The following is a 21,217-nucleotide window of genomic DNA, read 5'->3' as shown; positions in this document are numbered from 1 at the left end:
GCGCGTGTGCCGCGCCCCGCGGCGCGGCGGCGGGCGAGGAGTAGCGTCGGCCCCATGCATGCGATCACGATTCCCGAACCCGGTGGACCCGAGGCGCTGGTGTGGGACGAGGTGCCCGATCCCGTGCCCGGCGAGGGCGAGGTGCTCGTCGAGGTGGTGGCCGGCGCCGTCAACCGGGCCGACATCATGCAGCGGCAGGGGCACTACGACCCGCCGCCCGGCGCCTCCCGCTACCCCGGCCTGGAGTGCTCCGGCCGGATCACCGCCCTCGGCCCCGGGGTGTCCGGCTGGGCGGTCGGCGACGAGGTGTGCGCGCTCCTCGCGGGCGGCGGCTACGCCGAGAAGGTCGCCGTCCCGGCCGGTCAGCTGCTGCCCGTCCCCCAGGGCGTGGACCTCGTCCAGGCGGCGGCACTGCCCGAGGTGACCTGCACCGTATGGTCGAACGTCTTCATGGTCGCCCACCTCCGCCCCGGTGAGACCCTGCTCGTGCACGGCGGCTCCAGCGGCATCGGCACCATGGCGATCCAGATGGCCAAGGCCGCGGGCGCCCGGGTCGCGGTCACGGCGGGCACCAAGGAGAAGCTGGACCACTGCGCGGAGCTGGGCGCCGAGATCCTGATCAACTACCGCGAGCAGGACTTCGTCGAGGAGATCCGCCGGGCCACGGACGGGGCCGGCGCCGACGTCATCCTGGACAACATGGGCGCCAAGTACCTGGACCGCAACGTCCGGGCGCTCGCCGTCAACGGCCGGCTCGCGATCATCGGCATGCAGGGCGGCGTCAAGGGCGAGCTGAACATCGGCGCCCTGCTGGGCAAGCGGGGCGCGATCAGCGCGACCTCGCTGCGGGCCCGCCCGCTCGAGGAGAAGGCGGCCATCGTCGCGGCCGTCCGCGAGCACGTGTGGCCGCTGCTCGCGGACGGGCACGTCCGGCCGGTCGTCGACCGGCAGGTGCCCCTGCGGGACGCCGCGTCCGCCCACCGGCTCGTGGAGGAGAGCACGCACGTCGGCAAGGTGCTGCTGGTGACCTCCTGACCCGTGCCACGCCGTCCTGCGGACCGGGCACCGACCCGGCCGCGGGCCGCACGGCCCATGTCTGGGACCCCCGGGTCCGGCCGGGACCGGGTGTCAGGACAGGAGCGCGGCGTGCTCCCGCGCGGATTCGGCGGCCCGCCGGAGCGACTGCCGTGCCGATTCCTCCGCCTGCGGTATGAGGGCGGCCATGGCCGGGTCGACCGGGGCCAGCGTCAGCTCGCGCGTGATGACCTCGACCCGCAGGCCGAGCCCGTCGCCCAGGACCTTCTCCAGGTAGTTGGTGTCGAACTCGAAGCCGGCCCGAGGCGTGCCGGGACGGTAGGAGCCGCCGCGCGAGGACGCGATCACGACGCGCTTGCCGGACGCGGGCACGCCCTCACCGAGGGTCCGCCCCACCAGGATGATCTGGTCCAGCCACGCCTTCAGGGTGGACGGCACGGTGAAGTTGTACATGGGGGCGCCGATGAGGACGACGTCGGCCTTCTCGAACTCGGTGATGAGTTCCTGGCGCAGCGGCGGCAGAGTGCCGGCGGTGACGGTGGCGGCGTCCAGGTGCGGCACGGGGTCGGCGGCCAGGTCCCGGTAGATGACGCTGCCCTGCGGGTGCGCTTCCTGCCAGGTCCTGCGGAAGGCGTCGGTGAGCTGACGGGAACCGGAGTTCTCCAGGGGGAACAGGGACGAGTCGATGTGCAGCAGGACGGCCATGGAGGAACTCCTCGGAACGGACACACGGGGGCGCGCGGAGGGAGGCGGCGGGCATGCGGAGGCACCGCCGCCGTACGTCAGCTTCATAAGCTGCTTACAGAGTCACAGTAGCTTACTTTTCAGAAGTGATTCAGGGGGTGGGCGGTAGCATGGGCGCATGGATCAGGGGCGGCATGACGCGGGACAGTGCACGGCGGTGGGCGGCGCGGTCGAACGCGTCTTCGTCCTTCTGGGCAAGCGCTGGAACGGCGTCATCCTGGCCAGCCTGATGGGCGGCCCGGGCCGGTTCGCCGAACTGCGCCGCGCCGTCAGCGGGATCAGCGAGCGCATGCTCTCCGACCGTCTCGCCGAACTCGGCGAGGCCGGCCTGGTCAGCCGCGAGGTGGACGCGGGGCCGCCCCTGCGCGTCTCCTACCGGCTCACTCCCGCGGGTGAGGCCCTCCGGCCGGCCCTCGACGAGCTGGGCACCTGGGCCGAGCAGTTCCTCGGGGTGTCCGGGCAGGACGGCTGCCCCTCCCTGCGGCAGACGGAAGCGGCGGATCCCCGCCACGGCTGAGACTCGCCCGGCCCGCGGCGGCGGGAGGTGACGGCAGGGCTCAGACCCGGCGCACCCGCAGCGCGATGAACGCCAGTCCCAGGCCGAGACCGATCAGGACCAGTCCGCTGCCGAGCGGCAGCAGCTCCAGTACCGGTCCGGTCGCGGGGCCGACGCCTGCCGCGGGCCGGGGGACCGGTGGCGTGTCCGGTGCCGAGGGCGTCGGGGAGGCGGCCGCCGGTTCCTCGGCGGCGGCCGTCGGCGTGCCGGTCGTGTCCGAGTCCGGGCCGCCGTGCCGGTCGTGTCGCGGCCGGCCGCGGTCGTCGTCCTCCCCGTCGCTTCCGTGCCGGTGGGGGTGGCCCGGTCGCTGCCGCCCCTCCCCCGCCGGGCTGCCGGCCCCGGACGGCTCCCGGGGGAGGAGGAGGGCGGCCGGGGGCGCGACGGCGGCGGCCACCGGGGAACGGGACGAGACGGGGGACGAGGAGGCGGACGGCACGGACGGCGCGTGCGAGGAGGTGCGCGACGGACCGGACGGGCGCGGCGGGGCCGGCGAGGGACCGGTGTCCGGGCGGGCCGCCGTCGCGGAGGGCGACGACGTGGGGGCGTACGGCGACGCGGACGCGGACGGCCCGTGCGCGGCGGCGCACGCCGAGGCGGGGCCGCCCGGCAGGACGACCGCGCCCAGCAGGAGCAGCGGTCCCGCGGTACGCGGTACGGCGCGCAGCCATGGAGTCACCCGGGGACCCCCTCACGGTGGCCGATCAGTGGTGCGGTGCAGGGAAGCGGTCGTTCGTGCAACAACAGTCACATCACCTGACCCGTCCGGCATTCCGGGTTCGTCCGCCAGGCCGAATCCGCTGCACAATCCGGGTATGGCGCTCCCGCACGGACTGCTGGCACTCCTGGAGGCCGGTCCCCGCTCCGTCTCCGGGCTGCGGGCCGAGTTCGAGGCCCGCACCTCGGCGGCGTGGGCGCCGGACCTCGGCGCGGTCTGCGCGGCACTCGGCCGGCTGGAACGGGACGGCCTGGTCGTCCGCGCGGCAGGGGACGCGGCCGGACGGGCGACCTACGCGCTGACCGATGCGGGCCGCGCCGAACTGCGGTCCTGGTACACGCGGCCCGTGCGGCCCGGGCCCGCCGCGCCCGGCGGCCGGCCGCCGGACGAACTGGTCACCAAGCTGGTGCTGGCCCTGGGAGCGCCCGGCGTCGACGTACGCGACATCGTCGACAGGCAGCGCCGGTACGTGTCCGAGGCGCTGCAGGACTGCGTGCGGCAGCGGGCGGAGGTCCTGGCGCGGCTGCCCGCACACGCTCAGGAGATGGCCCGGCTGCTGGTCCTGGAGCGGTCGATCTGCCGGGCGGAGGCCGAGTCCCGCTGGCTGGACCACTGCGCGGCCCGCCTGGAACGCCTGGGCCGTCCGGGGGACACCCCGGCCGCGCACACGGTGGATCACCCTCCACGGGGGGCACCGAGGAGATGACACGTACGGGTACGAGAGAATGGCAGCATGGAGATGCCGAGGAACGAACGGTCGCCGGAGAATCCGCAGATCCTGGTCGTGGGCCAGGACGGCATGGCGCTCGGGGGCGGCGGGGACGACGACTCGCGCGAGACCCCGGTCACCGAACAGGTGGAGCAGCCGGCCAAGGTCATGCGGATCGGCAGCATGATCAAGCAACTGCTCGAAGAGGTGCGTGCCGCTCCTCTCGACGAGGCCAGCCGGGCCCGGCTCAAGGAGATCCACGCCAGCTCGGTCAAGGAGCTGGAGGACGGTCTCGCGCCGGAGCTGGTCGAGGAACTGGAGCGGCTCTCGCTGCCGTTCACCGACGAGGGGACTCCCAGCGACGCGGAACTGCGCATCGCGCAGGCGCAGTTGGTGGGCTGGCTGGAAGGACTCTTCCACGGGATCCAGACGACGCTGTTCGCGCAGCAGATGGCCGCCCGGGCCCAGTTGGAGCAGATGCGCCGCGCCCTGCCGCCGGGGGTCGGCATCGAGGGCGGCGACGACCCCCGCACGGGCGGGCGCTCCGGGGGACCGTACCTGTAGGCCGTACCTCCACGCCGTACACGCGGAAGGTGACGTGAGGGCCCGGCAGCCGAGCTGCCGGGCCCTCACCCGTCAGAAAACCGTGGCCGGCCGGACCTGTCGGCCGGTGATCCGGTGATCCGGTCGCCCGGGTCCGTCCGGTCAGGACGAGGCCGGGTCGCCCGTGGACACGTTGAGCTGGATCACCGGCATCTTGTGCGGGTCGACGTCCGTGTCGGCCGCGGGGAACTGGCTCATGACCGTGTCCTGGCCGTACGTGTTCTCGTCCACGTAGTCGACCTTCAGGTGCCAGCCCACGGCCTGGAGGCACTCCTTGACCGAACCCAGGTACTTGAACTGGAAGTTCGGCACCTTGATCAGCTTCGGGTCGTTGTACGACTCCTGCGGTTCCTTGCATTCGCTCTGGCTGATCGTCTTGGAGGTGTCCGGACCGCGGTGGCCCTCGACGGCGGCCGGGGAGGAACTGGGGCTCGGGCCGGTGCTGCCGCCCCCGCCTCCGGCGGTGTCGTCCCCGTCCTTGTTCAGCAGGAGCGCGGCGATCAGGCCGACGACCGCGATCACGGCGACGGCCGCCGACGCGATGATCACCATCTTGTTGTTCCTGCCGCCGCCGGACGGGCCCCCTGCCGTGCCGGTGCCGGACGGCTGCGGGGAGATGCCGTACGGGGGCGGGGTCGAGGCCTGCTGCGGGGCGCCGTACGGGGAGGCGGCGGGCGGGGTCCGGTACCCGGTCTGCTGCTGCGGGTAGCCGTACGCCGGTGAGGGGGCGGCCGGGGCCGGGGTGCCGTACGGGTTCGGTGCCGGGGCCGGCTGGTACGGCGTCTGCACGCTGCCCGCCACCGGCGGTGCGGCGTCGACCGGCGGGAACACCGCGGAGCCGACGCCCGCGCCGCTCGGCGTCTGGGCGCCCGGCACGATGCTGGGCGGCGCCGCCTGGAAGGACGCCGCCACGCGCAGGCACTCGTCGCGCATGGACTCGGCGCTCGGGAAACGTTCGTTGGGGTTCTTCTTCAGCGCGCGGGCGACCAGCGCGTCCACCGCCGGGGGCAGCGCGCGGTTGACCGCGGACGGCGCGACCGGCTCCTCCTGTACGTGCGCGTACGCGATGGCCAGCGGCGAGTCGGCGTCGAACGGCAGCCGCCCGGTGACGAGCTGGAACAGCATGATGCCGACCGAGTACAGGTCGGAGCGCGCGTCCACGCCCCGGCCGAGCGCCTGTTCGGGCGAGAGGTACTGGGGGGTGCCGACGACCATGCCGGTCTGCGTCATCGAGGTGACCCCGGACTGCATGGCACGGGCGATGCCGAAGTCCATGACCTTGACGACGCCGCGCTTGGTCACCATCACGTTGCCCGGCTTGATGTCGCGGTGGACCAGGCCCATCTCGTGGCTGATCTCCAGCGCGGCGAGCACGTCCGCGGTGACCTTCAGGGCCTTGTCGGCGGGCATGGCGCCCTGCTGCCGCACGTCCTCGTCGAGCACGGAACCCAGCGGCCGGCCCTCGACGTACTCCATGACGATGTACGGCGTCGTCATGCCGTCGACATCGTCCTCGCCGGTGTCGAAGACGGAGACGATGTTCGTGTGCGTGAGCTTCGCCACTGCCTGGGCCTCGCGGCGGAACCGCTCGCGGAACGCGGGCTCCCGGCCCAGCTCGGTGTGGAGCGTCTTGATCGCGACGTGGCGGTCGAGCACGGAGTCGTGGGCGAGGTGCACCGAGGCCATGCCGCCCTCGCCGAGCAAGTCACGCAGCTGGTAGCGGCCGCCGGCCAGCGACCGCCCCGCGAACCGGCTCTGCGCGCCGTCCTGGCTCATCTTCTGCGTCCCCCATGTGCGCGGCGCCGGCGGCTGCTGCGCCCGCGCGATCGGCTGTCCGTCGACGGTCCCGGGACCGGACCTGACCTGACCGCGTGTCCGGTTCTCGATGATCGAAAGTGCTATTCCCGGCCAAGTCTGCCCCAGGGCACTGACACGTCAAGCTCGGTGCCCGTTCCGTGACCGTACGCGAAAGAAGCGTCGCGCAAGCGTTACAGCCGACGTACGGCCGGCCCACGGGATTTGCACGACGACGGCCGCTCGCGGTTTGATGGCCGGTCCGTCCCGGACCGGTGCCCGCGACGAACCGGGACCGGCGGCCCCCGCCGAACCTGTAGCGTGGCCGACGGAGACCGTGACAACACCGCGCACCGCGGGCAGAAACGACGGCGAGGACTGATGGCACAGACGCAGCGCGCCCAGGGCCCGTCCGACCCCGAGGCGTCTGGCGGCGGCGGTATGTCGGACGCGCCGGAGCTGTGGGGCAACGGCGGCCTGGTCGGCGACGGCCGCTACCGGCTGACGCACCGGCTCGGCCGGGGCGGCATGGCCGAGGTGTTCGCAGCCGAGGACGTGCGCCTGGGGCGCACCGTCGCGGTCAAGCTGCTCCGCGCCGACCTCGCCGAGGACCCGGTCTCCAAGGCCCGCTTCACCCGCGAGGCCCAGTCGGTCGCCGGCCTCAACCACCATGCCATCGTGGCCGTGTACGACTCCGGCGAGGACTTCGTCGGCGGTCAGTCCGTGCCGTACATCGTGATGGAGCTGGTCGAGGGCCGCACCATCCGTGACCTGCTGCTCAACGCCGAGGCGCCGGGCCCCGAGCAGGCGCTGATCATCGTCTCCGGTGTCCTGGAGGCCCTCGCCTACTCGCACCAGCACGGCATCGTGCACCGCGACATCAAGCCCGCCAACGTCATCATCACCGACAACGGTGCCGTGAAGGTGATGGACTTCGGCATCGCCCGCGCCCTGCACGGCGCGTCCACGACGATGACGCAGACCGGCATGGTCATGGGCACCCCGCAGTACCTCTCCCCCGAGCAGGCGCTGGGCAAGGCGGTCGACCACCGTTCCGACCTGTACGCCACCGGCTGCCTGCTGTACGAACTCCTCGCGCTGCGGCCCCCGTTCACCGGCGAGACCCCGCTGTCGGTGGTCTACCAGCACGTGCAGGACCTGCCGGTGCCGCCGTCGGCGACCTCGGAGGGCGCCTGCCCGCCCGAACTCGACGGCCTGGTCATGCGGTCGCTCGCCAAGGAGCCCGACGACCGTTTCCAGACGGCCGAAGAGATGCGCGGCATGGTCCAGTACGCGCTGCAGATGCTCTACGACCAGGGCGGCCACACCGGAACCTGGCACACCGGCCCGGTGGCCGCGCCCGACGGACGGCACACCCCGGCGGCCGGTTTCGCCGGCACGACGGTGATGCCGCACCACGGCGACGGCCAGGCCGGCACCACGCAGATCCCGCAGCCGATCCTGCCCGCCGGGTACGGCAACGGCGACGACGGCGGCTTCGAGGGACACGGCAACCAGGGCAGCGGCCGGGGCAAGCTGTGGATCCTCGCCGTGCTGGCCGTGATCGCCATCGCGGCGGGCGTGGCGCTGGCCCTGCACGAGACCAGCGGTAAGAGCGGTGGCGGCGGCACCGGCACCACCCAGTCGCCGTCGGCCACCCAGTCCACCCAGGACGAGCAGCCCACGTCCTCCCCGACCGACGAGTCGACCGGCCGGCCCTCGGACACGTCCACGGAGACGGGCTCGGGTTCGGGCGGCTCCGGCTGGCAGAATCCGCCCTCGCACCGGCCGTCGTGGACGCCGTCCCACTCGCCGACGGACGACACGTCCGACGAGCCGTCGGGGGAGCCCACCTCGCACGAGGTGTCCACCCCGCCGGCGCAGACGCAGTCCCCGGGCACGGGCGGCGGTCCGGGCGGTGGCGGCAGCCCGACCGAGGGGACGAACGAGGGCACCAGCAGCGGCACGGGCGACACCACCGGTACCGCGGCCGGGGCGGCCGGCGCCGGTGGCGGCGGCACCCCCTGATCACCCTTCACGCGCGCGTGGAGCCCGGACGGGCACCACGCGCGCGTGCGTGCGTCCGCCCCCTCCCGCCGGCCGGCGCCCGGCTCCCCGGGCCGTCCTGCCCCGCTTCGAGGCTCCTGCCCCTGCCTGCTCCTGCTCCGCCTGGCGGCCCGTCCTACTCCGCGAACGCCCCGCACACCGCGTCGTACTCGCGCGTCCACCACACCACCAGGGCCGAGGCGGCCGGGAACTGCGGATCGGCGCGGGTGTCGCCGCGCTCGTAGTGCCAGCGCAGCATCCAGAAATCGTTCAGACGTTCCCACCACACGCGGTGCACCGCGGCGGCCAGCTCCGAGGACGTGACCCCCGCGGCGCGCCGGTACGCGCGCGCATACGCCGTGATCTTCGGCAGGTCCAGGGTGCCGCCGGGCCGGAGGAAGAAGATCGCCGCGGCCCGTACGGTCTCCTCCGCGCGCGGCTGGACGCCGAGCCGGTCCCAGTCGACGATCGCGGCGGGCGCGTCCCCCTGGTAGAGCACGTTGTAGGGGTGGAAGTCGCCGTGCACCCAGCCGACCGGGCCGCCGGGCGGCGGCCGGCGGCCGGCGTGCTGCTCCAGGAGGGTGCGGCGCTCCAGGAGCCGGTGCCGGGCCAGCTCGTCGAAGGCGTCCGGCGGGTGGTGACGGCGGACGTGGCCGAGCAGGTCGTCGATCAGGGCGAGCGTGTCGGCCGGATCCGCGCTCCGGACGGGATGCGGGCTGGTGGCCGGGCGGGTGCGCCCCTTGGGGGGCATCACCCGCTCCAGGCAGGCGTGCACCGCGCCCAGGAGGGCGCCGAGGCGGGCGCACTGGCCGGTGGTGAGCTGGCCGCCGTGCCGGTGCCGGCCGTCGATCCACGGGTAGAGGGCGTAGGCGTGGCCGCCGATGACGGCGACCGTGCGCCCGTCCCGGCCCGCGAGCGCCGGCGCCACGGGGACCCCCAGGTCGGCGAGGCGCTGGGTGGCGCGGTGCCGGCGGGCGATCGAGGCCGGGTCGGCGGTGTCGGGGTCGAAGTGGTGCTTGAGGAAATAACGGCCGCGGGTGGTGCACAGCCGGTAACCGCGGTTGAGCAGCCCCTGATCGACCGGCTCGCAGGTGACGGCGGAACCGGCGGCGAACTGGCGCAACAGGGCACCCAGAGGGGGCGCGTGGGGCACAGAGGGTGGTACACATGAGCGCGGCACGCGCCAGATGTTAGGGCACCGGCCGGGCCTGTGAGCTGGGGCTTGTCACAGACAGTCATCGACAGTCGCTTTCGGTCACACAAGATCACCGTGCCGTTCTCCCTTCGTCCCGGTTTCGGGGCCCTGGGCCGCCCGGTGGAGTGCGTGGTCAAGAGCGGTTCCGGCCAGTCGTGAACTCTTCCCGACCAAGGGGTGACCGGGATAACGTGCCGGTGTTCCGGCCCCCTGCAAGGCTGTGACCAGCGGCTGCCCCGAACGCCCGGCGAGGTACTTGGACGTCCAAGCGGAAGATACTTGGAAATCCAAGGAAACACGCAGGTCAGGAGGGGTTTCCCAGAAATGTGGAGCACTGGGTAACGTGGCTGTTGCAGGGCGCTCGCCGGGGCACCTGTCACGCCTGTTCCCGGCCGAGTGGCACCCACCCCGTGCCCCGTGGTCCAGAACAGGTGAGCCGCACTGGCCTACCGGCAACCCCGGGGGCCGGACCGACGGAGGAGCACACGTGACCGAGGAGAGCACTGCCGCGCGCACACCGCGACGCAGCGCCGGGAGCAAGGCCGGGACGTCCGGCACGAAGGCGGCCGACGGCAAGACGGCCGGCAGCAGGACGGCCGGCGCCAGGGCGGGCCGTACGAAGGCGGCCGGCACCAAGCGCACCACCAGCACCGCCGGAACCAGCGCCGGGAAGGCCGCGGCAGCCGCCGCGAACGGCGCCGAGCCCGGCCTCGTGCAGCTGCTGACGCCCGAGGGCGAGCGCGTCGGGAACGCCGAGTACGACCGGTACGTCGCCGGCATCACCGCCGACGAACTGCGCGGCCTCTACCGCGACATGGTGCTCACCCGGCGCTTCGACGCCGAGGCGACCGCCCTGCAGCGCCAGGGCGAGCTGGGCCTGTGGGCCTCGCTGCTCGGCCAGGAGGCCGCCCAGATCGGCTCGGGGCGCGCCCTGAACGACGACGACTACGTCTTCCCGACCTACCGCGAGCACGGCGTCGCCTGGTGCCGCGGCGTCGACCCGGCCAACCTGCTCGGCATGTTCCGCGGCGTGAACAACGGCGGCTGGGACCCCAACAGCAACAACTTCCACCTGTACACGATCGTCATCGGCTCCCAGACGCTGCACGCCACGGGCTACGCGATGGGCGTCGCCAAGGACGGCGCGGACTCGGCGGTCATCGCCTACTTCGGCGACGGCGCCTCCAGCCAGGGCGACGTCGCGGAGTCCTTCACCTTCTCCGCCGTCTACAACGCCCCCGTGGTGTTCTTCTGCCAGAACAACCAGTGGGCGATCTCCGAGCCGACCGAGAAGCAGACCCGGGTGCCGCTCTACCAGCGCGCCCAGGGCTACGGCTTCCCCGGCGTGCGCGTCGACGGCAACGACGTGCTCGCCTGCCTCGCGGTCACCAAGTGGGCACTGGAGCGCGCCCGCGCCGGAGAGGGCCCGACCCTGGTCGAGGCGTACACGTACCGCATGGGTGCCCACACCACGTCCGACGACCCCACCCGCTACCGCCACGACGACGAGCGGGCCGCCTGGGAGGCGAAGGACCCGATCCTGCGCCTTCGCCGCCACCTGGAGGCCGCAAACCACGCGGACGAGGGATTCTTCGCGGAACTCGAGGCCGAGAGCGAGGCGTTGGGAAGGCGAGTGCGCGAAGCGGTCCGCGGCATGCCCGACCCGGACCACTTCGCCATCTTCGAGAACGTGTACGCGGACGGGCACGCGCTCGTCGACGAGGAGCGCGCTCAGTTCGCCGCCTACCAGGCGTCGTTCGCGGATGAAGGGGGTCACTGATGGCCGAGAAGATGGCGATGGCCAAGGCCATCAACGAGTCGCTGCGCCACGCCCTGGAGGCGGACCCCAAGGTCCTCGTCATGGGCGAGGACGTGGGCAAGCTCGGCGGCGTGTTCCGGGTGACGGACGGCCTGCAGAAGGACTTCGGCGAGAGCCGCGTCATCGACACCCCGCTGGCCGAGGCCGGCATCGTCGGCACCGCGATCGGCCTGGCCCTGCGCGGCTACCGCCCGGTGGTCGAGATCCAGTTCGACGGCTTCGTCTTCCCGGCCTACGACCAGATCGTCACCCAGCTGGCGAAGATGCACGCCCGCTCGCTGGGCAAGGTCAAGATGCCGGTCGTCGTCCGCATCCCCTACGGCGGCGGCATCGGCGCGGTCGAGCACCACTCGGAGTCCCCCGAGGCCCTCTTCGCCCACGTGGCGGGCCTGAAGATCGTCTCCCCGTCCAACGCGTCGGACGCCTACTGGATGATGCAGCAGGCCATCCAGAGCGACGACCCGGTGATCTACTTCGAGCCCAAGCGGCGCTACTGGGACAAGGCCGAGGTCGACACCGAGGCCATCCCCGCCCCGCTGCACAGGGCACAGGTCGTCCGCGAGGGCACCGACCTCACCCTGGCCGCCTACGGCCCGATGGTGAAGCTGTGCCAGGAGGCCGCCGCGGCGGCGGCCGAGGAGGGCAGGTCCCTGGAGGTCCTGGACCTGCGCTCGGTCTCCCCGCTGGACTTCGACTCGGTCCAGGCGTCGGTGGAGAAGACCCGCCGCCTGGTCGTGGTCCACGAGGCCCCGGTGTTCTTCGGCTCCGGCGCGGAGATCGCCGCCCGCATCACCGAGCGCTGCTTCTACCACCTGGAGGCCCCCGTCCTGCGGGTCGGCGGCTACCACGCGCCCTACCCGCCGGCGCGCCTGGAGGAGTCCTACCTGCCGGACCTGGACCGCGTGCTCGACGCCGTCGACCGCTCGCTGGCGTACTGAGGGAGAGGGTCGTGACGACGATGACGGATGTTGCGTCCGTACGCGAGTTCAAGATGCCGGATGTCGGCGAGGGCCTGACCGAGGCCGAGATCCTCAAGTGGTACGTCCAGCCCGGCGACACGGTCACCGACGGACAGGTGGTGTGCGAGGTCGAGACGGCCAAGGCGGCCGTGGAACTGCCCATCCCCTACGACGGCGTGGTCAGTGAGCTGCACTTCCCCGAGGGCACCACGGTCGACGTGGGCACGGCCATCATCGCGGTGGCCGTCGCGGGTGCGGCCCCCGCCGCCCCGGCCGAGGTCCCGGCCCAGGCCGCACCGGCGGCCGCGGCGCAGCCGGCCGAGGAGGAGCAGCAGCCGCAGGGCCGCCAGCCGGTCCTGGTGGGTTACGGCGTCTCGACGTCCGCCACCAAGCGCCGCCCGCGCAAGGGCGCCGGGGCCCCGGCGGACCAGGCGGCCGACGCGCTCCCCTCCGAGCTGAACGGGCACGGCGCACCGCCCGCCCCCGCCGTGCAGGACCGCCCGCTGGCCAAGCCGCCGGTGCGCAAGCTGGCCAAGGACCTCGGGGTCGACCTGACGACGGTGGTCCCGTCCGGCCCGGACGGCATCATCACGCGCGAGGACGTCCACGCGGCGGCGGCACCGGCCACCGCACCGGAACCGGTGACCGCACCCGCCCCGGCGGCCGCGCAGACCCCGGCGGTCCGGGCGGCCCCGGCGCCGGTGGCGTCCTACGACACGGCCCGCGAGACCCGCACCCCCGTCAAGGGTGTGCGCAAGGCCACGGCGGCGGCGATGGTCGGCTCCGCGTTCACCGCCCCGCACGTCACGGAGTTCGTGACGGTGGACGTCACGCGCACCATGCGGCTGGTGGAGGAGCTGAAGCAGGACAAGGAGTTCGCGGGCCTGCGCGTCAACCCGCTCCTGCTGATCGCCAAGGCCCTCCTGGTCGCCGTCAAGCGCCACCCGGACATCAACGCGTCCTGGGACGAGGCGAACCAGGAGATCGTCCTCAAGCACTATGTCAACCTGGGCATCGCCGCGGCCACCCCGCGCGGTCTGATCGTCCCCAACATCAAGGACGCCCACGCCCAGACGCTCCCGCAGCTGGCCGCGTCCCTGGGTGAGCTGGTCTCCACGGCCCGCGAGGGGAAGACCTCCCCGGCGGCGATGCAGGGCGGCACGATCACGATCACCAACGTCGGTGTCTTCGGCGTCGACACCGGCACGCCGATCCTGAACCCCGGCGAGTCCGCGATCCTGGCGGTCGGTGCGATCAAGCTCCAGCCCTGGGTCCACAAGGGCAAGGTCAAGCCCCGTCAGGTCACCACCCTCGCCCTCTCCTTCGACCACCGCCTGGTCGACGGCGAACTGGGCTCCAAGGTCCTGGCGGACGTGGCCGCGATCCTGGAACAGCCCAAGCGGCTGATCAGCTGGGCCTGACGGCCGCGATCCGCCGGTCCCCGCGTCCCCGAGGGGCCGGCCGCAGCTTCGTCCTGCGGCCGGCCCCTCCGCACGCGCCCGGCCGGGCCCGGGCCGGGCGAGCACGCGCGCGGGGGCGCCGTTCTTCGCCATGCCGCCCCGACACAGGCGTGCCGGGGCGGCATGCGCCGACAGGCGCCGATCCGGCGCACCGGCAGGGCGTCATGCCTCGGCGTCAGGGCGTCCGGGACGCGGAAGGGGCCTGCCGCTGGTGTGCAGCGGCAGGCCCCTTCGCTTCGCGGGCCGGTGTCAGTGCAGGCGCGCGAAGCCGTAGTTCAGGATGCGCGTGGCGTCCGTGGCACGCTGGTTGACGGAGGTGGAGGCCAGGACCGTGCCGATGACGGTCTTGTTGCCCTTGGTGGCGGCGAAGACGAGGCAGTACTTGGCCTCGGGGCCGGAGCCGGTCTTCACGCCGATGGCGCCGCGGTAGCTGCCGAGCAGCGTGTTGGTGTTCGTCCACGTCGCCATCGTGCGGGTGCTGCCCGTGCGGGTGATGGTCTTGGCGCGGTACGACTTCGTCTTCACGATCGAGCGGAACGTGGAGTTCCGCATCGCGCTGCTCGCGATCTTCGTCAGGTCGCGCGGCGTGGAGTAGTTGTTGCCCCGGCCGATGCCGTCGAACGAGTCGAAGTGCGTGTTCTTCAGCTTGAGGTCCTTGGCGGCGGTGTTCATCTTGCCGACGAAGGACTTCACGCGGGCGTCACGGGTCTTGCCCGAGCCGAACTTGTCGGCCAGCGCGTAGGCGGCGTCGCAGCCCGAGGGGAGCATCAGCCCGTACAGCAGCTGGCGGACGGTCACCTTGTCGCCCACGATGAGGTGGGCCTGGGAGGCGTTGTTGCGCACGACGTAGTCGCTGTACGCCTTCTGGATGGTGACCTTGGCGTCGAGGTTGAGGTTCCGCTGGGCCAGGACGACCTTGGCGGTCATGATCTTCGTGGTGGAGCCCGTGGACAGCCGGGTGTCCGCCTTCTTCGCGAACAGCGTCGAGCCGTTCGCGTTGTTCATCGCGTAACCGCCCTTCGCCGCGATCGACGGCGTGGCGACGGCCTGGGCGGGCGCCGCGGTCAAAGCTCCCGCGGCGAGCACGGCCCCGGTGGTCAGGGCGACGGCTGCGGCTCTGCGGAGGCGATTGGCCTGGATGCCGGTTTTCAAGTGAGATACCCCGATTATGTCGAATGCCCCTATGGTGCGGCCGAGTTGATAACCCGTGAAAGGGGGGCCGCGTCTATAGGACACGTAAGTAGCACAGTTGGTTGTCCACGGGGTGCGGGAAATTCCATGGAGGTGGGGGCGCCGTCCGCATACTGGACAGGGACGCGTCATGCGTACGCGTTGTATCTATGCTGTGGCCATGAGCCTGGCAGTGAAGCAGCCCCCCGCCGCCGACCGCGTGTACACCCACGTCAAGCAAGCGGTCCTGGACCGCCGTTACGAGGGCGGCACCCTCCTGACCGAGGGGGAGCTGGCCGAGGCCGTCGGCGTGTCGCGCACCCCGGTGCGCGAGGCGCTGCTGCGGCTGGAGGTCGAGGGGCTCCTCAAGCTCTACCCGAAGAAGGGAGCGCTCGTCCTTCCGGTCTCCGCCCAGGAGATCGCGGACGTCGTGGAGACCCGCCAGCTCGTGGAGGAGCACGCCGCGCGCAAGGCCGTACCCGCCCCGCCCGCACTCATCGCCCGGCTGGAGGAACTGCTGGAGCAGCAGAAGCAGCAGGTGGCGGCCGGCGACCTGACCGCGGCCTCCGTCACCGACCGCTGCTTCCACGCCGAGATCGTCCGCAGCGGCGGCAACGAGATCCTCTCCCGCCTCTACGACCAGTTGCGCGACCGTCAGCTGCGCATGGGTGTCGCCGTCATGCACGCCCACCCCGACCGGGTCGCCAAGACGCTCACCGAGCACGAGGAGATCCTCCAGGCGCTGCGGTCCGGGGACGCCGAGGCGGCCGTCGGCCTCGTCCACCGGCACGTCAGCTGGTTCTCCCACCTGGCCCGGGGTGAGGTGCGATGAGTTCCTCCTCCACCTCGACCGCACCCGTGACGCTGCCCGGGGATCCCCCGGGCGGACGGCGGGCCGCCGCCGTCTGGAGCATCGGCGTCGCCGTCTACTTCGTCGCCGTCATCTTCCGTACCTCGCTGGGCGTCGCCGGGCTCGACGCCGCCGAGCGCTTCCACGTCGGCGCCTCGGCGCTGTCCACCTTCTCGATCCTCCAGCTCCTCGTCTACGCCGGCATGCAGATACCCGTCGGCCTGCTCGTCGACCGGCTCGGCACCAAGAAGGTGCTGGGCATCGGCGTCGTGCTGTTCACGGCCGGTCAGCTCGGCTTCGCCTTCTCGCCGTCGTACGGCACGGCCCTCGCCTCCCGGGCGCTGCTCGGCTGCGGGGACGCCATGACCTTCATCAGCGTGCTGCGGCTGGGCACCCGGTGGTTCCCCGCCCGGCGCGGGCCGCTGGTCGCGCAGCTCGCGGGGCTCGTCGGCATGGCCGGCAACCTGGTCTCCACGCTGGTGCTGGCCCGGCTGCTGCACGGGCTGGGCTGGACGCAGGCGTTCGCGGGCAGCGCGCTGGCCGGCGTGGTGGTGGCCGTCCTGCTGGTCCTCTTCCTGAAGGACCACCCCGAGGGCCACGAGCCGCCGCCCGTGCCGCACCGCGGCGGCGCCTCCGTGCGCGGGCAGATCGCCGCCTCCTGGCGCGAGCCGGGGACCCGGCTCGGCATGTGGGTGCACTTCACCACCCAGTTCCCGGCGATGGTGTTCCTGCTGCTGTGGGGGCTGCCGTTCCTGGTGGAGGCGCAGGGCCTGTCGCGCGGGACGGCGGGGGAACTGCTCACCCTCGTCGTCCTGTCGAACATGGCCGTCGGCCTCGTCTACGGGCAGATCGTCGCCCGGCACCACGCGGCCCGGCTGCCGCTGGCGCTCGGCACGGTCGCGGCGACGGCGGTGATGTGGGCGGCGACCCTGCTCTACCCCGGCGAGCGGGCGCCGATGTGGCTGCTCCTGGTGCTGTGCGTGGTGCTCGGCGCCTGCGGGCCCGCCTCGATGATCGGCTTCGACTTCGCCCGGCCGGCGAACCCGGCCGAGCGGCAGGGGACCGCCTCCGGCATCACCAACATGGGCGGTTTCGTCGCCTCGATGACGACGCTCCTCGCGATCGGTGTGCTGCTGGACGCCACGGGGGACGACTACACGGTCGCCTTCTCCGCCGTGTTCGTGCTCCAGGCGCTCGGCGTCAGCCAGATCCTGCGGCTGCGCGGGCGGGCGGCCCGCAGGGAACGCGAGCGTCTGGTGGCCAGCCGGGTGGAGACGGTGCACGTGCCCGCGTGAGGCCCGGCCCGGTCCGGGCGGCGGTTCCTCAGCGCGTCACCGTGAAGTTCCGCAGGATCGCCGCCGTCAGCTCCGGGTCGCCCTCCGTCTTCACCCGGTCCGCCACCGCCTCCGGGGCGACCCGGCCGCACGCCAGGCGGACGTACGTCTCCCAGTCGAGGGTGAGGGCCGCCGCCGGGCCCAGGGCGGGTGCCGTCTCCAGGGTGCCGCGGCCCTGGATGTCGACGCGGATCGTGCGCAGGAACTCCACCGGCCCGTGCACGTCGAAGACGATCGCCGAACTGCGCGGGGCGTCCGCCCGCACCGCCACGACCTCCGGCAGCGCGTCGAGCAGGTGGTCGCGGGCGACGTACGCGCCGGGCGAGTCGAGGTTGCCGGGGCGGCCCAGGGCGGCCCGCAGGTCCTGCTCGTGCACCCAGATGTCGAACGCCCGGTAGCGCATCGACTCCTCCAGGGTGATCTCCGCGCCGAGCGGGCCGCGCACCTTGGTGCCCGGGTCCCTCGACTCGTTGCGCAGCTGGCGGTTGCGGCGGATGACCGTGTACTCCAGCTCGGACGTCATCTCCGGCGCCGTGTGGTGGCGGCGGACGTCGACCTGCATCTCCATGTAGCGCTGGTGCTCGTCGGTGACGTGGAACAGGTCGCGCGGCAGGGAGTGGATGGGGCGCGGGTCGCCGAGCGCCTCGCAGTCCATTCCGATGACGTGCGAGACGACGTCGCGCACGGACCAGCCGGGGCACGGGGTCCGCCGGTTCCACTCGCCCTCCACGAGCGGCTGCACCAGCTCGGATATCGCCTCGACGGAGTGGGTCCAGGCATCGGCGTAGGGCTGGAGGGTGGGATGCAGACTCACGGAACGGGACCCCTCGGCGGTCGGTACACGGTCAGGTTGTGGCGGCATTGCCAGTGGGGAGTGGCGGCGGTCGGCGGGCGGCTTGGGTCTCCCCCCGGACTCTCGCTCCGCTTCGAGCAGGGGGGATCCCCAAGTTACGCTGCTGTGAGGCACCCCGGCAGTGCTTTCGTGTGACGATCGTAGGCCCGCCGGGACAACTCGATTGCCAGGACGGTGGTAGTGTGCGCGCCTCGCTGATCCAGATCGCCGTGGACGAGGGCGAATCGGTCGTGTCGCGGCGGCGGCGGGCGGCCGCCCTGGTGCGCGAACAGGCCGCCGCCGACCTCGTCGTCCTGCCGGAGCTGTGGACCACCGGCGCCTTCGCCTTCGAGCGGTTCGCAGGTGACGCCGAGCCGCTGGAGGGGCCGACGTACGAGGTGATGGCCGAGGCGGCGAGCGAGGCGGGCGTGTGGCTGCACGCGGGCTCGATCCCGGAACGGGACGCCGACGGCACGCTCTACAACACCTCTCTGCTCTTCTCCCCCTCCGGCGGTCTGGCCGCCGCCTACCGCAAGATCCACCGCTTCGGCTTCGACAAGGGCGAGGCGGTGCTGATGGGCGCGGGACGCGATCTGGTGACGGTCCGGCTGCCGGACACCGTGCTGGGCGTGGCCACCTGCTACGACCTCCGTTTCCCCGAGCTGTTCCGCGGTCTCGTCGACGCGGGTGCCGAGACCCTGGTGATCCCGGCGGGCTGGCCGGAGCGCCGCCGGGCGCACTGGACGCTGCTGGCCCGCGCGCGGGCGGTGGAGAACCAGGCGTTCGTGCTCGCCTGTGGAACGGCCGGGACGCACGCCGGAGTTCCGCAGGCCGGTCACTCGATCGTGGTGGATCCGTGGGGCGAGGTGCTGGCGGAGGCCGGGCCGGGCGAGGAGGTCCTGAGCGTCGCGATCGACCCCGGCAGGGTCGCGGCGACCCGGGAGCAGTTCCCCGCCCTCAAGGACCGGGTTCTGTGAGCCGCCCGGGTCCGGGCGAGGGCGCGGGATCCTGACCCGGGCTCAGGCCTCGTCCCGTTCCTTCTCCGCCAGGTGGATCACGCACACCGCGACCGCGATCAGCAGCGCCGGGTCCGCGTCGTCCCGAACGACGTCGACGCCGTAGGTGTCCACCAGGCTCAGCCACCGGCGGGAGATCACCGCCAGCAGTTCGCCGTCGTACTCGACGGCGAACTCCCGGTCGAGGATCTTGCCGCTGACGTCCAGGCCGGTGCCGTCGACCAGGGACACCCGGTAGTGGTTGCGCAGCAGCGACAGCCGCTTGCGCCGGATCTTCGCCAGCGCCTGCCCGTCCCGCTCGATCACCATCGTCTCCCGCAGGGAGAGCATCTTCTGGTGGATGTCGATGAGGACCCGGCCCTGGGCGTCCTTCAGCTCGAAGGTGTCCCGCAGCCGCATCGCCTTGCCGTCGACGAGGAAGACCTTGGCTCCGTGCTCGTCCTCGATCCAGTAGTCGTCACCGATGCCGAGGATCCGGTCGCGTACGAGGAATCTCATGCCCTTACCGCTTCCCCGGGCGGGCCCCGGCGTACCGCGTCCGGCTGATCAGACGCCGTAGCCGTCGGTGTACCCGTCCCGGGGCCCGTGGTGGTGGCGCTCCTCCTCGACGACGGTCGTCGAGGGCGGCACCATGACGCGCCGGCGCCGGGCGATGCTGCTGAACGTCGTGACCCCGATCAGCCCGACGATCATCAGGATGACGCCGACCATGTGCAGGTTGACCCCCTGCATGTGCCAGTCGGTCGCGAACGTGAGGATGGCTCCCACGGCGATGAGGATGATGCACCCGCCGAGGCCCATGAGTGTCGCCTCCCAATCCGGTGTCAGGTCCGGTGGTTCCGGCCTGTCCGGTCCCTTCCGGTCAACTCCGGGTACCCGCAAGCGGGGTGGACATGCGGGGGGCGGCTCTCACGGGGTGTCCGCGCGGGCTCCGCGGCGGTGCGGATCCCCGGGCCCCGCGGCCGGGGCCCGGGTCCCGTCAGCCCTCCAGGAACGCCACCAGCGCGTTGGCCAGCAGGAACGGGTCGTCGGCGGCGCACAGTTCGCGGGCGCTGTGCATGGACAGGATGGCCACACCGATGTCGACGGTCCTGATGCCGTGCCGGGCCGCGGTGATCGGGCCGATCGTGGTGCCGCACGGCATGGAGTTGTTGGAGACGAAGGACTGGAAGGGGACGCCCGCCTTCTCGCAGGCCGCCGCGAACACCGCCCGGCCCGTACCGTCCGTGGCGTAGCGGTTGTTGACGTTCACCTTCAGGATCGGGCCGCCGCCCGCGCGCGGGTGGTGCGTCGGGTCGTGCCGCTCGGCGTAGTTGGGGTGCACGGCGTGGCCGGTGTCGGAGGACAGGCAGACCGTGCCCGCGAAGGCGCGCGCCCGGTCCTCGTACGACCCGCCGCGCGCGAACACCGAACGCTCCAGGACGCCGCCGAGCAGCGGGCCGTCCGCGCCGGTGTCGGACTGGGAGCCGTTCTCCTCGTGGTCGAAGGCGGCCAGCACCGGGATGTACGGCAGCTCCCGGCCCGAGGCCGCCACGGCGGCCAGGGCGGCCGTGCCCGCGTGCACGGAGAGCAGGTTGTCCATGCGGGGCCCGGCCACCAGCTCGCGGTCGCGGCCCAGGTAGGCGGGCGGCTCCACGGAGTGCGTCATCAGGTCCCAGCCGGTGACCTCGCCGGCCGGCAGGCCCGCCTCCTGTTCCAGGAAGGCGATGAGGTCGCCGTCGCGGACGTCGTCGCCGAGGCCCCACACCGGCTGGAGGTGCCGCTGCTTGTCCAGCTTGAGTCCCTCGGTGGAGACCGAGCGGTCCAGGTGGATGGCGAGCTGGGGGACGCGCAGCAGCGGGCGGTCGACGTTCACCAGGCGGGTGGAGCCGTCGCGCAGCGAGAGCCGCCCGGCCAGGCCGAGGTCCCGGTCGAGCCAGGAGTTCATCAGCGGGCCGCCGTAGATCTCCACGGCGACCTGGCGCCAGCCGTGCGCCCCGGTGTCGGGCCGCGGCTTGACGCGCAGGTTGGGCGAGTCGGTGTGGGCGCCGACGATGCGGAAGGGGGTGTGCGGGGCGGCGCCCTCGGGGACGTACCAGGCGATGACCGCGCCGCCGCGCAGCACGAACCTGCCGCCGGCCGTGCCGTCCCAGGCGTCCGTCTCGGCGACCTGCCGGAAGCCGGCCTTCTCCAGGCGCTCGGCGGCGTTCGCCACGGCGTGGTACGGCGAAGGGCTCGCCGCCAGGAAGGACATCAGGTCGTCGGTGTGGCCGCGGTCGAAGGGCCGGTTCGTACTCATGGCTTCACCTTAGAGCTGCGGACAGAAAGGGGCCCCGGGGGGCGGCGCCCGGCACGCGCCCTCGCCGCGTTGCCGCAAGGCCCTGGCAGCTCCGCCACGAGG

The 21,217-nt window shown here is 72.7% G+C and carries 20 protein-coding genes; 11 read left to right on the top strand and 9 right to left on the bottom strand.

Features of this window, described 5'->3' with window-relative positions; genetic code table 11:
- Positions 1-54 precede the first annotated feature (54 nt).
- On the top strand, positions 55-1,035 hold the full coding sequence (locus tag AC6I72_RS15585; protein ID WP_498001424.1) for an NAD(P)H-quinone oxidoreductase: 981 nt from the start codon (positions 55-57) through the stop codon (positions 1,033-1,035).
- 93 nt (positions 1,036-1,128) lie between these two features.
- On the opposite strand, the gene AC6I72_RS15580 is transcribed toward AC6I72_RS15585, so the two are convergent.
- Positions 1,129-1,740 (bottom strand): FMN-dependent NADH-azoreductase, encoded by a 612-nt coding sequence (locus AC6I72_RS15580; protein WP_498001422.1) that lies wholly within the window; start codon positions 1,738-1,740, stop codon positions 1,129-1,131.
- 157 nt (positions 1,741-1,897) lie between these two features.
- On the opposite strand from AC6I72_RS15580, the gene AC6I72_RS15575 reads away from it, so the two are divergent.
- A complete protein-coding gene (locus AC6I72_RS15575; protein WP_498001421.1) occupies positions 1,898-2,296 on the top strand; it encodes a winged helix-turn-helix transcriptional regulator in 399 nt (132 codons plus the stop codon).
- A gap of 40 nt (positions 2,297-2,336) precedes the next feature.
- Here AC6I72_RS15575 and AC6I72_RS15570 read toward each other — a convergent pair whose 3' ends face one another.
- Complete coding sequence (locus AC6I72_RS15570; protein WP_498001420.1) at positions 2,337-3,011, bottom strand: hypothetical protein; 675 nt, start codon at positions 3,009-3,011, stop codon at positions 2,337-2,339.
- A 136-nt stretch (positions 3,012-3,147) separates the two neighbouring features.
- Here AC6I72_RS15570 and AC6I72_RS15565 point away from each other — a divergent pair, with 136 nt between their 5' ends.
- Complete coding sequence (locus AC6I72_RS15565; protein WP_498001419.1) at positions 3,148-3,756, top strand: PadR family transcriptional regulator; 609 nt, start codon at positions 3,148-3,150, stop codon at positions 3,754-3,756.
- A gap of 27 nt (positions 3,757-3,783) precedes the next feature.
- On the top strand, positions 3,784-4,323 hold the full coding sequence (locus AC6I72_RS15560) for a bacterial proteasome activator family protein (protein ID WP_037861578.1): 540 nt from the start codon (positions 3,784-3,786) through the stop codon (positions 4,321-4,323).
- 141 nt (positions 4,324-4,464) lie between these two features.
- On the opposite strand, the gene AC6I72_RS15555 is transcribed toward AC6I72_RS15560, so the two are convergent.
- Positions 4,465-6,138, bottom strand: coding sequence for a Stk1 family PASTA domain-containing Ser/Thr kinase (locus AC6I72_RS15555; RefSeq protein WP_498001418.1), 1,674 nt, complete (start codon positions 6,136-6,138; stop codon positions 4,465-4,467).
- 399 nt (positions 6,139-6,537) lie between these two features.
- Here AC6I72_RS15555 and AC6I72_RS15550 point away from each other — a divergent pair, with 399 nt between their 5' ends.
- Positions 6,538-8,184 (top strand): protein kinase domain-containing protein, encoded by a 1,647-nt coding sequence (locus tag AC6I72_RS15550; protein WP_498001416.1) that lies wholly within the window; start codon positions 6,538-6,540, stop codon positions 8,182-8,184.
- A 154-nt stretch (positions 8,185-8,338) separates the two neighbouring features.
- Here the strand turns inward: AC6I72_RS15550 and AC6I72_RS15545 are convergent, their stop codons facing one another.
- Positions 8,339-9,355, bottom strand: coding sequence for a phosphotransferase (locus tag AC6I72_RS15545; RefSeq protein ID WP_498001415.1), 1,017 nt, complete (start codon positions 9,353-9,355; stop codon positions 8,339-8,341).
- Between the two features lie 529 nt (positions 9,356-9,884).
- Here AC6I72_RS15545 and pdhA point away from each other — a divergent pair.
- From pdhA to AC6I72_RS15530, 3 genes are read left to right on the top strand one after another with little or no spacing between them, the layout of a single operon-like run.
- Positions 9,885-11,177: a pyruvate dehydrogenase (acetyl-transferring) E1 component subunit alpha gene (pdhA, locus tag AC6I72_RS15540; protein ID WP_498001414.1), complete on the top strand. Its 1,293-nt coding sequence runs from the start codon at positions 9,885-9,887 to the stop codon at positions 11,175-11,177.
- Positions 11,177-12,154, top strand: a complete 978-nt coding sequence (locus AC6I72_RS15535) for an alpha-ketoacid dehydrogenase subunit beta (RefSeq protein ID WP_498001413.1) — start codon at positions 11,177-11,179, stop codon at positions 12,152-12,154. Before pdhA ends, AC6I72_RS15535 begins: the two co-directional genes overlap by 1 nt.
- Before the next feature lie 11 nt (positions 12,155-12,165).
- Positions 12,166-13,596 (top strand): dihydrolipoamide acetyltransferase family protein, encoded by a 1,431-nt coding sequence (locus AC6I72_RS15530; RefSeq protein WP_498001412.1) that lies wholly within the window; start codon positions 12,166-12,168, stop codon positions 13,594-13,596.
- A 288-nt stretch (positions 13,597-13,884) separates the two neighbouring features.
- On the opposite strand, the gene AC6I72_RS15525 is transcribed toward AC6I72_RS15530, so the two are convergent.
- Positions 13,885-14,787 (bottom strand): D-alanyl-D-alanine carboxypeptidase family protein, encoded by a 903-nt coding sequence (locus tag AC6I72_RS15525; RefSeq protein ID WP_498001410.1) that lies wholly within the window; start codon positions 14,785-14,787, stop codon positions 13,885-13,887.
- Between the two features lie 199 nt (positions 14,788-14,986).
- Here AC6I72_RS15525 and AC6I72_RS15520 point away from each other — a divergent pair, with 199 nt between their 5' ends.
- Positions 14,987-15,637: a GntR family transcriptional regulator gene (locus AC6I72_RS15520; RefSeq protein ID WP_498001408.1), complete on the top strand. Its 651-nt coding sequence runs from the start codon at positions 14,987-14,989 to the stop codon at positions 15,635-15,637.
- Entirely contained in the window at positions 15,634-16,950 is a 1,317-nt protein-coding gene (locus AC6I72_RS15515; RefSeq protein ID WP_498001407.1) for an MFS transporter, read from the top strand. Before AC6I72_RS15520 ends, AC6I72_RS15515 begins: the two co-directional genes overlap by 4 nt.
- A 28-nt stretch (positions 16,951-16,978) precedes the next feature.
- On the opposite strand, the gene AC6I72_RS15510 is transcribed toward AC6I72_RS15515, so the two are convergent.
- Positions 16,979-17,803: a maleylpyruvate isomerase family mycothiol-dependent enzyme gene (locus AC6I72_RS15510; protein ID WP_498001405.1), complete on the bottom strand. Its 825-nt coding sequence runs from the start codon at positions 17,801-17,803 to the stop codon at positions 16,979-16,981.
- A gap of 221 nt (positions 17,804-18,024) precedes the next feature.
- Here AC6I72_RS15510 and AC6I72_RS15505 point away from each other — a divergent pair, with 221 nt between their 5' ends.
- Positions 18,025-18,798 carry a carbon-nitrogen family hydrolase gene (locus tag AC6I72_RS15505; RefSeq protein ID WP_498001404.1) on the top strand — a complete coding sequence of 258 codons (774 nt, stop codon included), beginning with the start codon at positions 18,025-18,027 and terminating at the stop codon, positions 18,796-18,798.
- A gap of 42 nt (positions 18,799-18,840) precedes the next feature.
- On the opposite strand, the gene AC6I72_RS15500 is transcribed toward AC6I72_RS15505, so the two are convergent.
- The 3 genes from AC6I72_RS15500 to AC6I72_RS15490 all read right to left on the bottom strand — a co-directional run bounded on the left by AC6I72_RS15500 (position 18,841) and on the right by AC6I72_RS15490 (position 21,115).
- Positions 18,841-19,335: an LURP-one-related/scramblase family protein gene (locus AC6I72_RS15500; RefSeq protein WP_498001402.1), complete on the bottom strand. Its 495-nt coding sequence runs from the start codon at positions 19,333-19,335 to the stop codon at positions 18,841-18,843.
- 48 nt (positions 19,336-19,383) lie between these two features.
- Positions 19,384-19,638 (bottom strand): DUF6458 family protein, encoded by a 255-nt coding sequence (locus AC6I72_RS15495; protein WP_037861605.1) that lies wholly within the window; start codon positions 19,636-19,638, stop codon positions 19,384-19,386.
- A 178-nt stretch (positions 19,639-19,816) separates the two neighbouring features.
- Complete coding sequence (locus AC6I72_RS15490) at positions 19,817-21,115, bottom strand: M18 family aminopeptidase (RefSeq protein WP_498001400.1); 1,299 nt, start codon at positions 21,113-21,115, stop codon at positions 19,817-19,819.
- Positions 21,116-21,217: the final 102 nt, after the last annotated feature.

It is taken from the genome of Streptomyces sp. Xyl84 (assembly GCF_059731885.1).
Note: the sequence above shows the minus strand (reverse complement) of the source record. Positions and strands in the feature narration are given on the sequence as shown.

Coding starts and splice junctions, on each gene's coding strand:
- AC6I72_RS15575 (WP_498001421.1), top strand. CDS start 1,898: ATGGATCAGGGGCGGCATGACGCGGGACAGTGCACGGCGGTGGGCGGC.
- AC6I72_RS15550 (WP_498001416.1), top strand. CDS start 6,538: ATGGCACAGACGCAGCGCGCCCAGGGCCCGTCCGACCCCGAGGCGTCT.
- AC6I72_RS15565 (WP_498001419.1), top strand. CDS start 3,148: ATGGCGCTCCCGCACGGACTGCTGGCACTCCTGGAGGCCGGTCCCCGC.
- AC6I72_RS15520 (WP_498001408.1), top strand. CDS start 14,987: ATGAGCCTGGCAGTGAAGCAGCCCCCCGCCGCCGACCGCGTGTACACC.
- AC6I72_RS15580 (WP_498001422.1), bottom strand. CDS start 1,740: ATGGCCGTCCTGCTGCACATCGACTCGTCCCTGTTCCCCCTGGAGAAC.
- AC6I72_RS15585 (WP_498001424.1), top strand. CDS start 55: ATGCATGCGATCACGATTCCCGAACCCGGTGGACCCGAGGCGCTGGTG.
- AC6I72_RS15515 (WP_498001407.1), top strand. CDS start 15,634: ATGAGTTCCTCCTCCACCTCGACCGCACCCGTGACGCTGCCCGGGGAT.
- AC6I72_RS15560 (WP_037861578.1), top strand. CDS start 3,784: ATGGAGATGCCGAGGAACGAACGGTCGCCGGAGAATCCGCAGATCCTG.
- AC6I72_RS15535 (WP_498001413.1), top strand. CDS start 11,177: ATGGCCGAGAAGATGGCGATGGCCAAGGCCATCAACGAGTCGCTGCGC.
- AC6I72_RS15490 (WP_498001400.1), bottom strand. CDS start 21,115: ATGAGTACGAACCGGCCCTTCGACCGCGGCCACACCGACGACCTGATG.
- AC6I72_RS15500 (WP_498001402.1), bottom strand. CDS start 19,335: ATGAGATTCCTCGTACGCGACCGGATCCTCGGCATCGGTGACGACTAC.
- AC6I72_RS15555 (WP_498001418.1), bottom strand. CDS start 6,138: ATGAGCCAGGACGGCGCGCAGAGCCGGTTCGCGGGGCGGTCGCTGGCC.
- AC6I72_RS15495 (WP_037861605.1), bottom strand. CDS start 19,638: ATGGGCCTCGGCGGGTGCATCATCCTCATCGCCGTGGGAGCCATCCTC.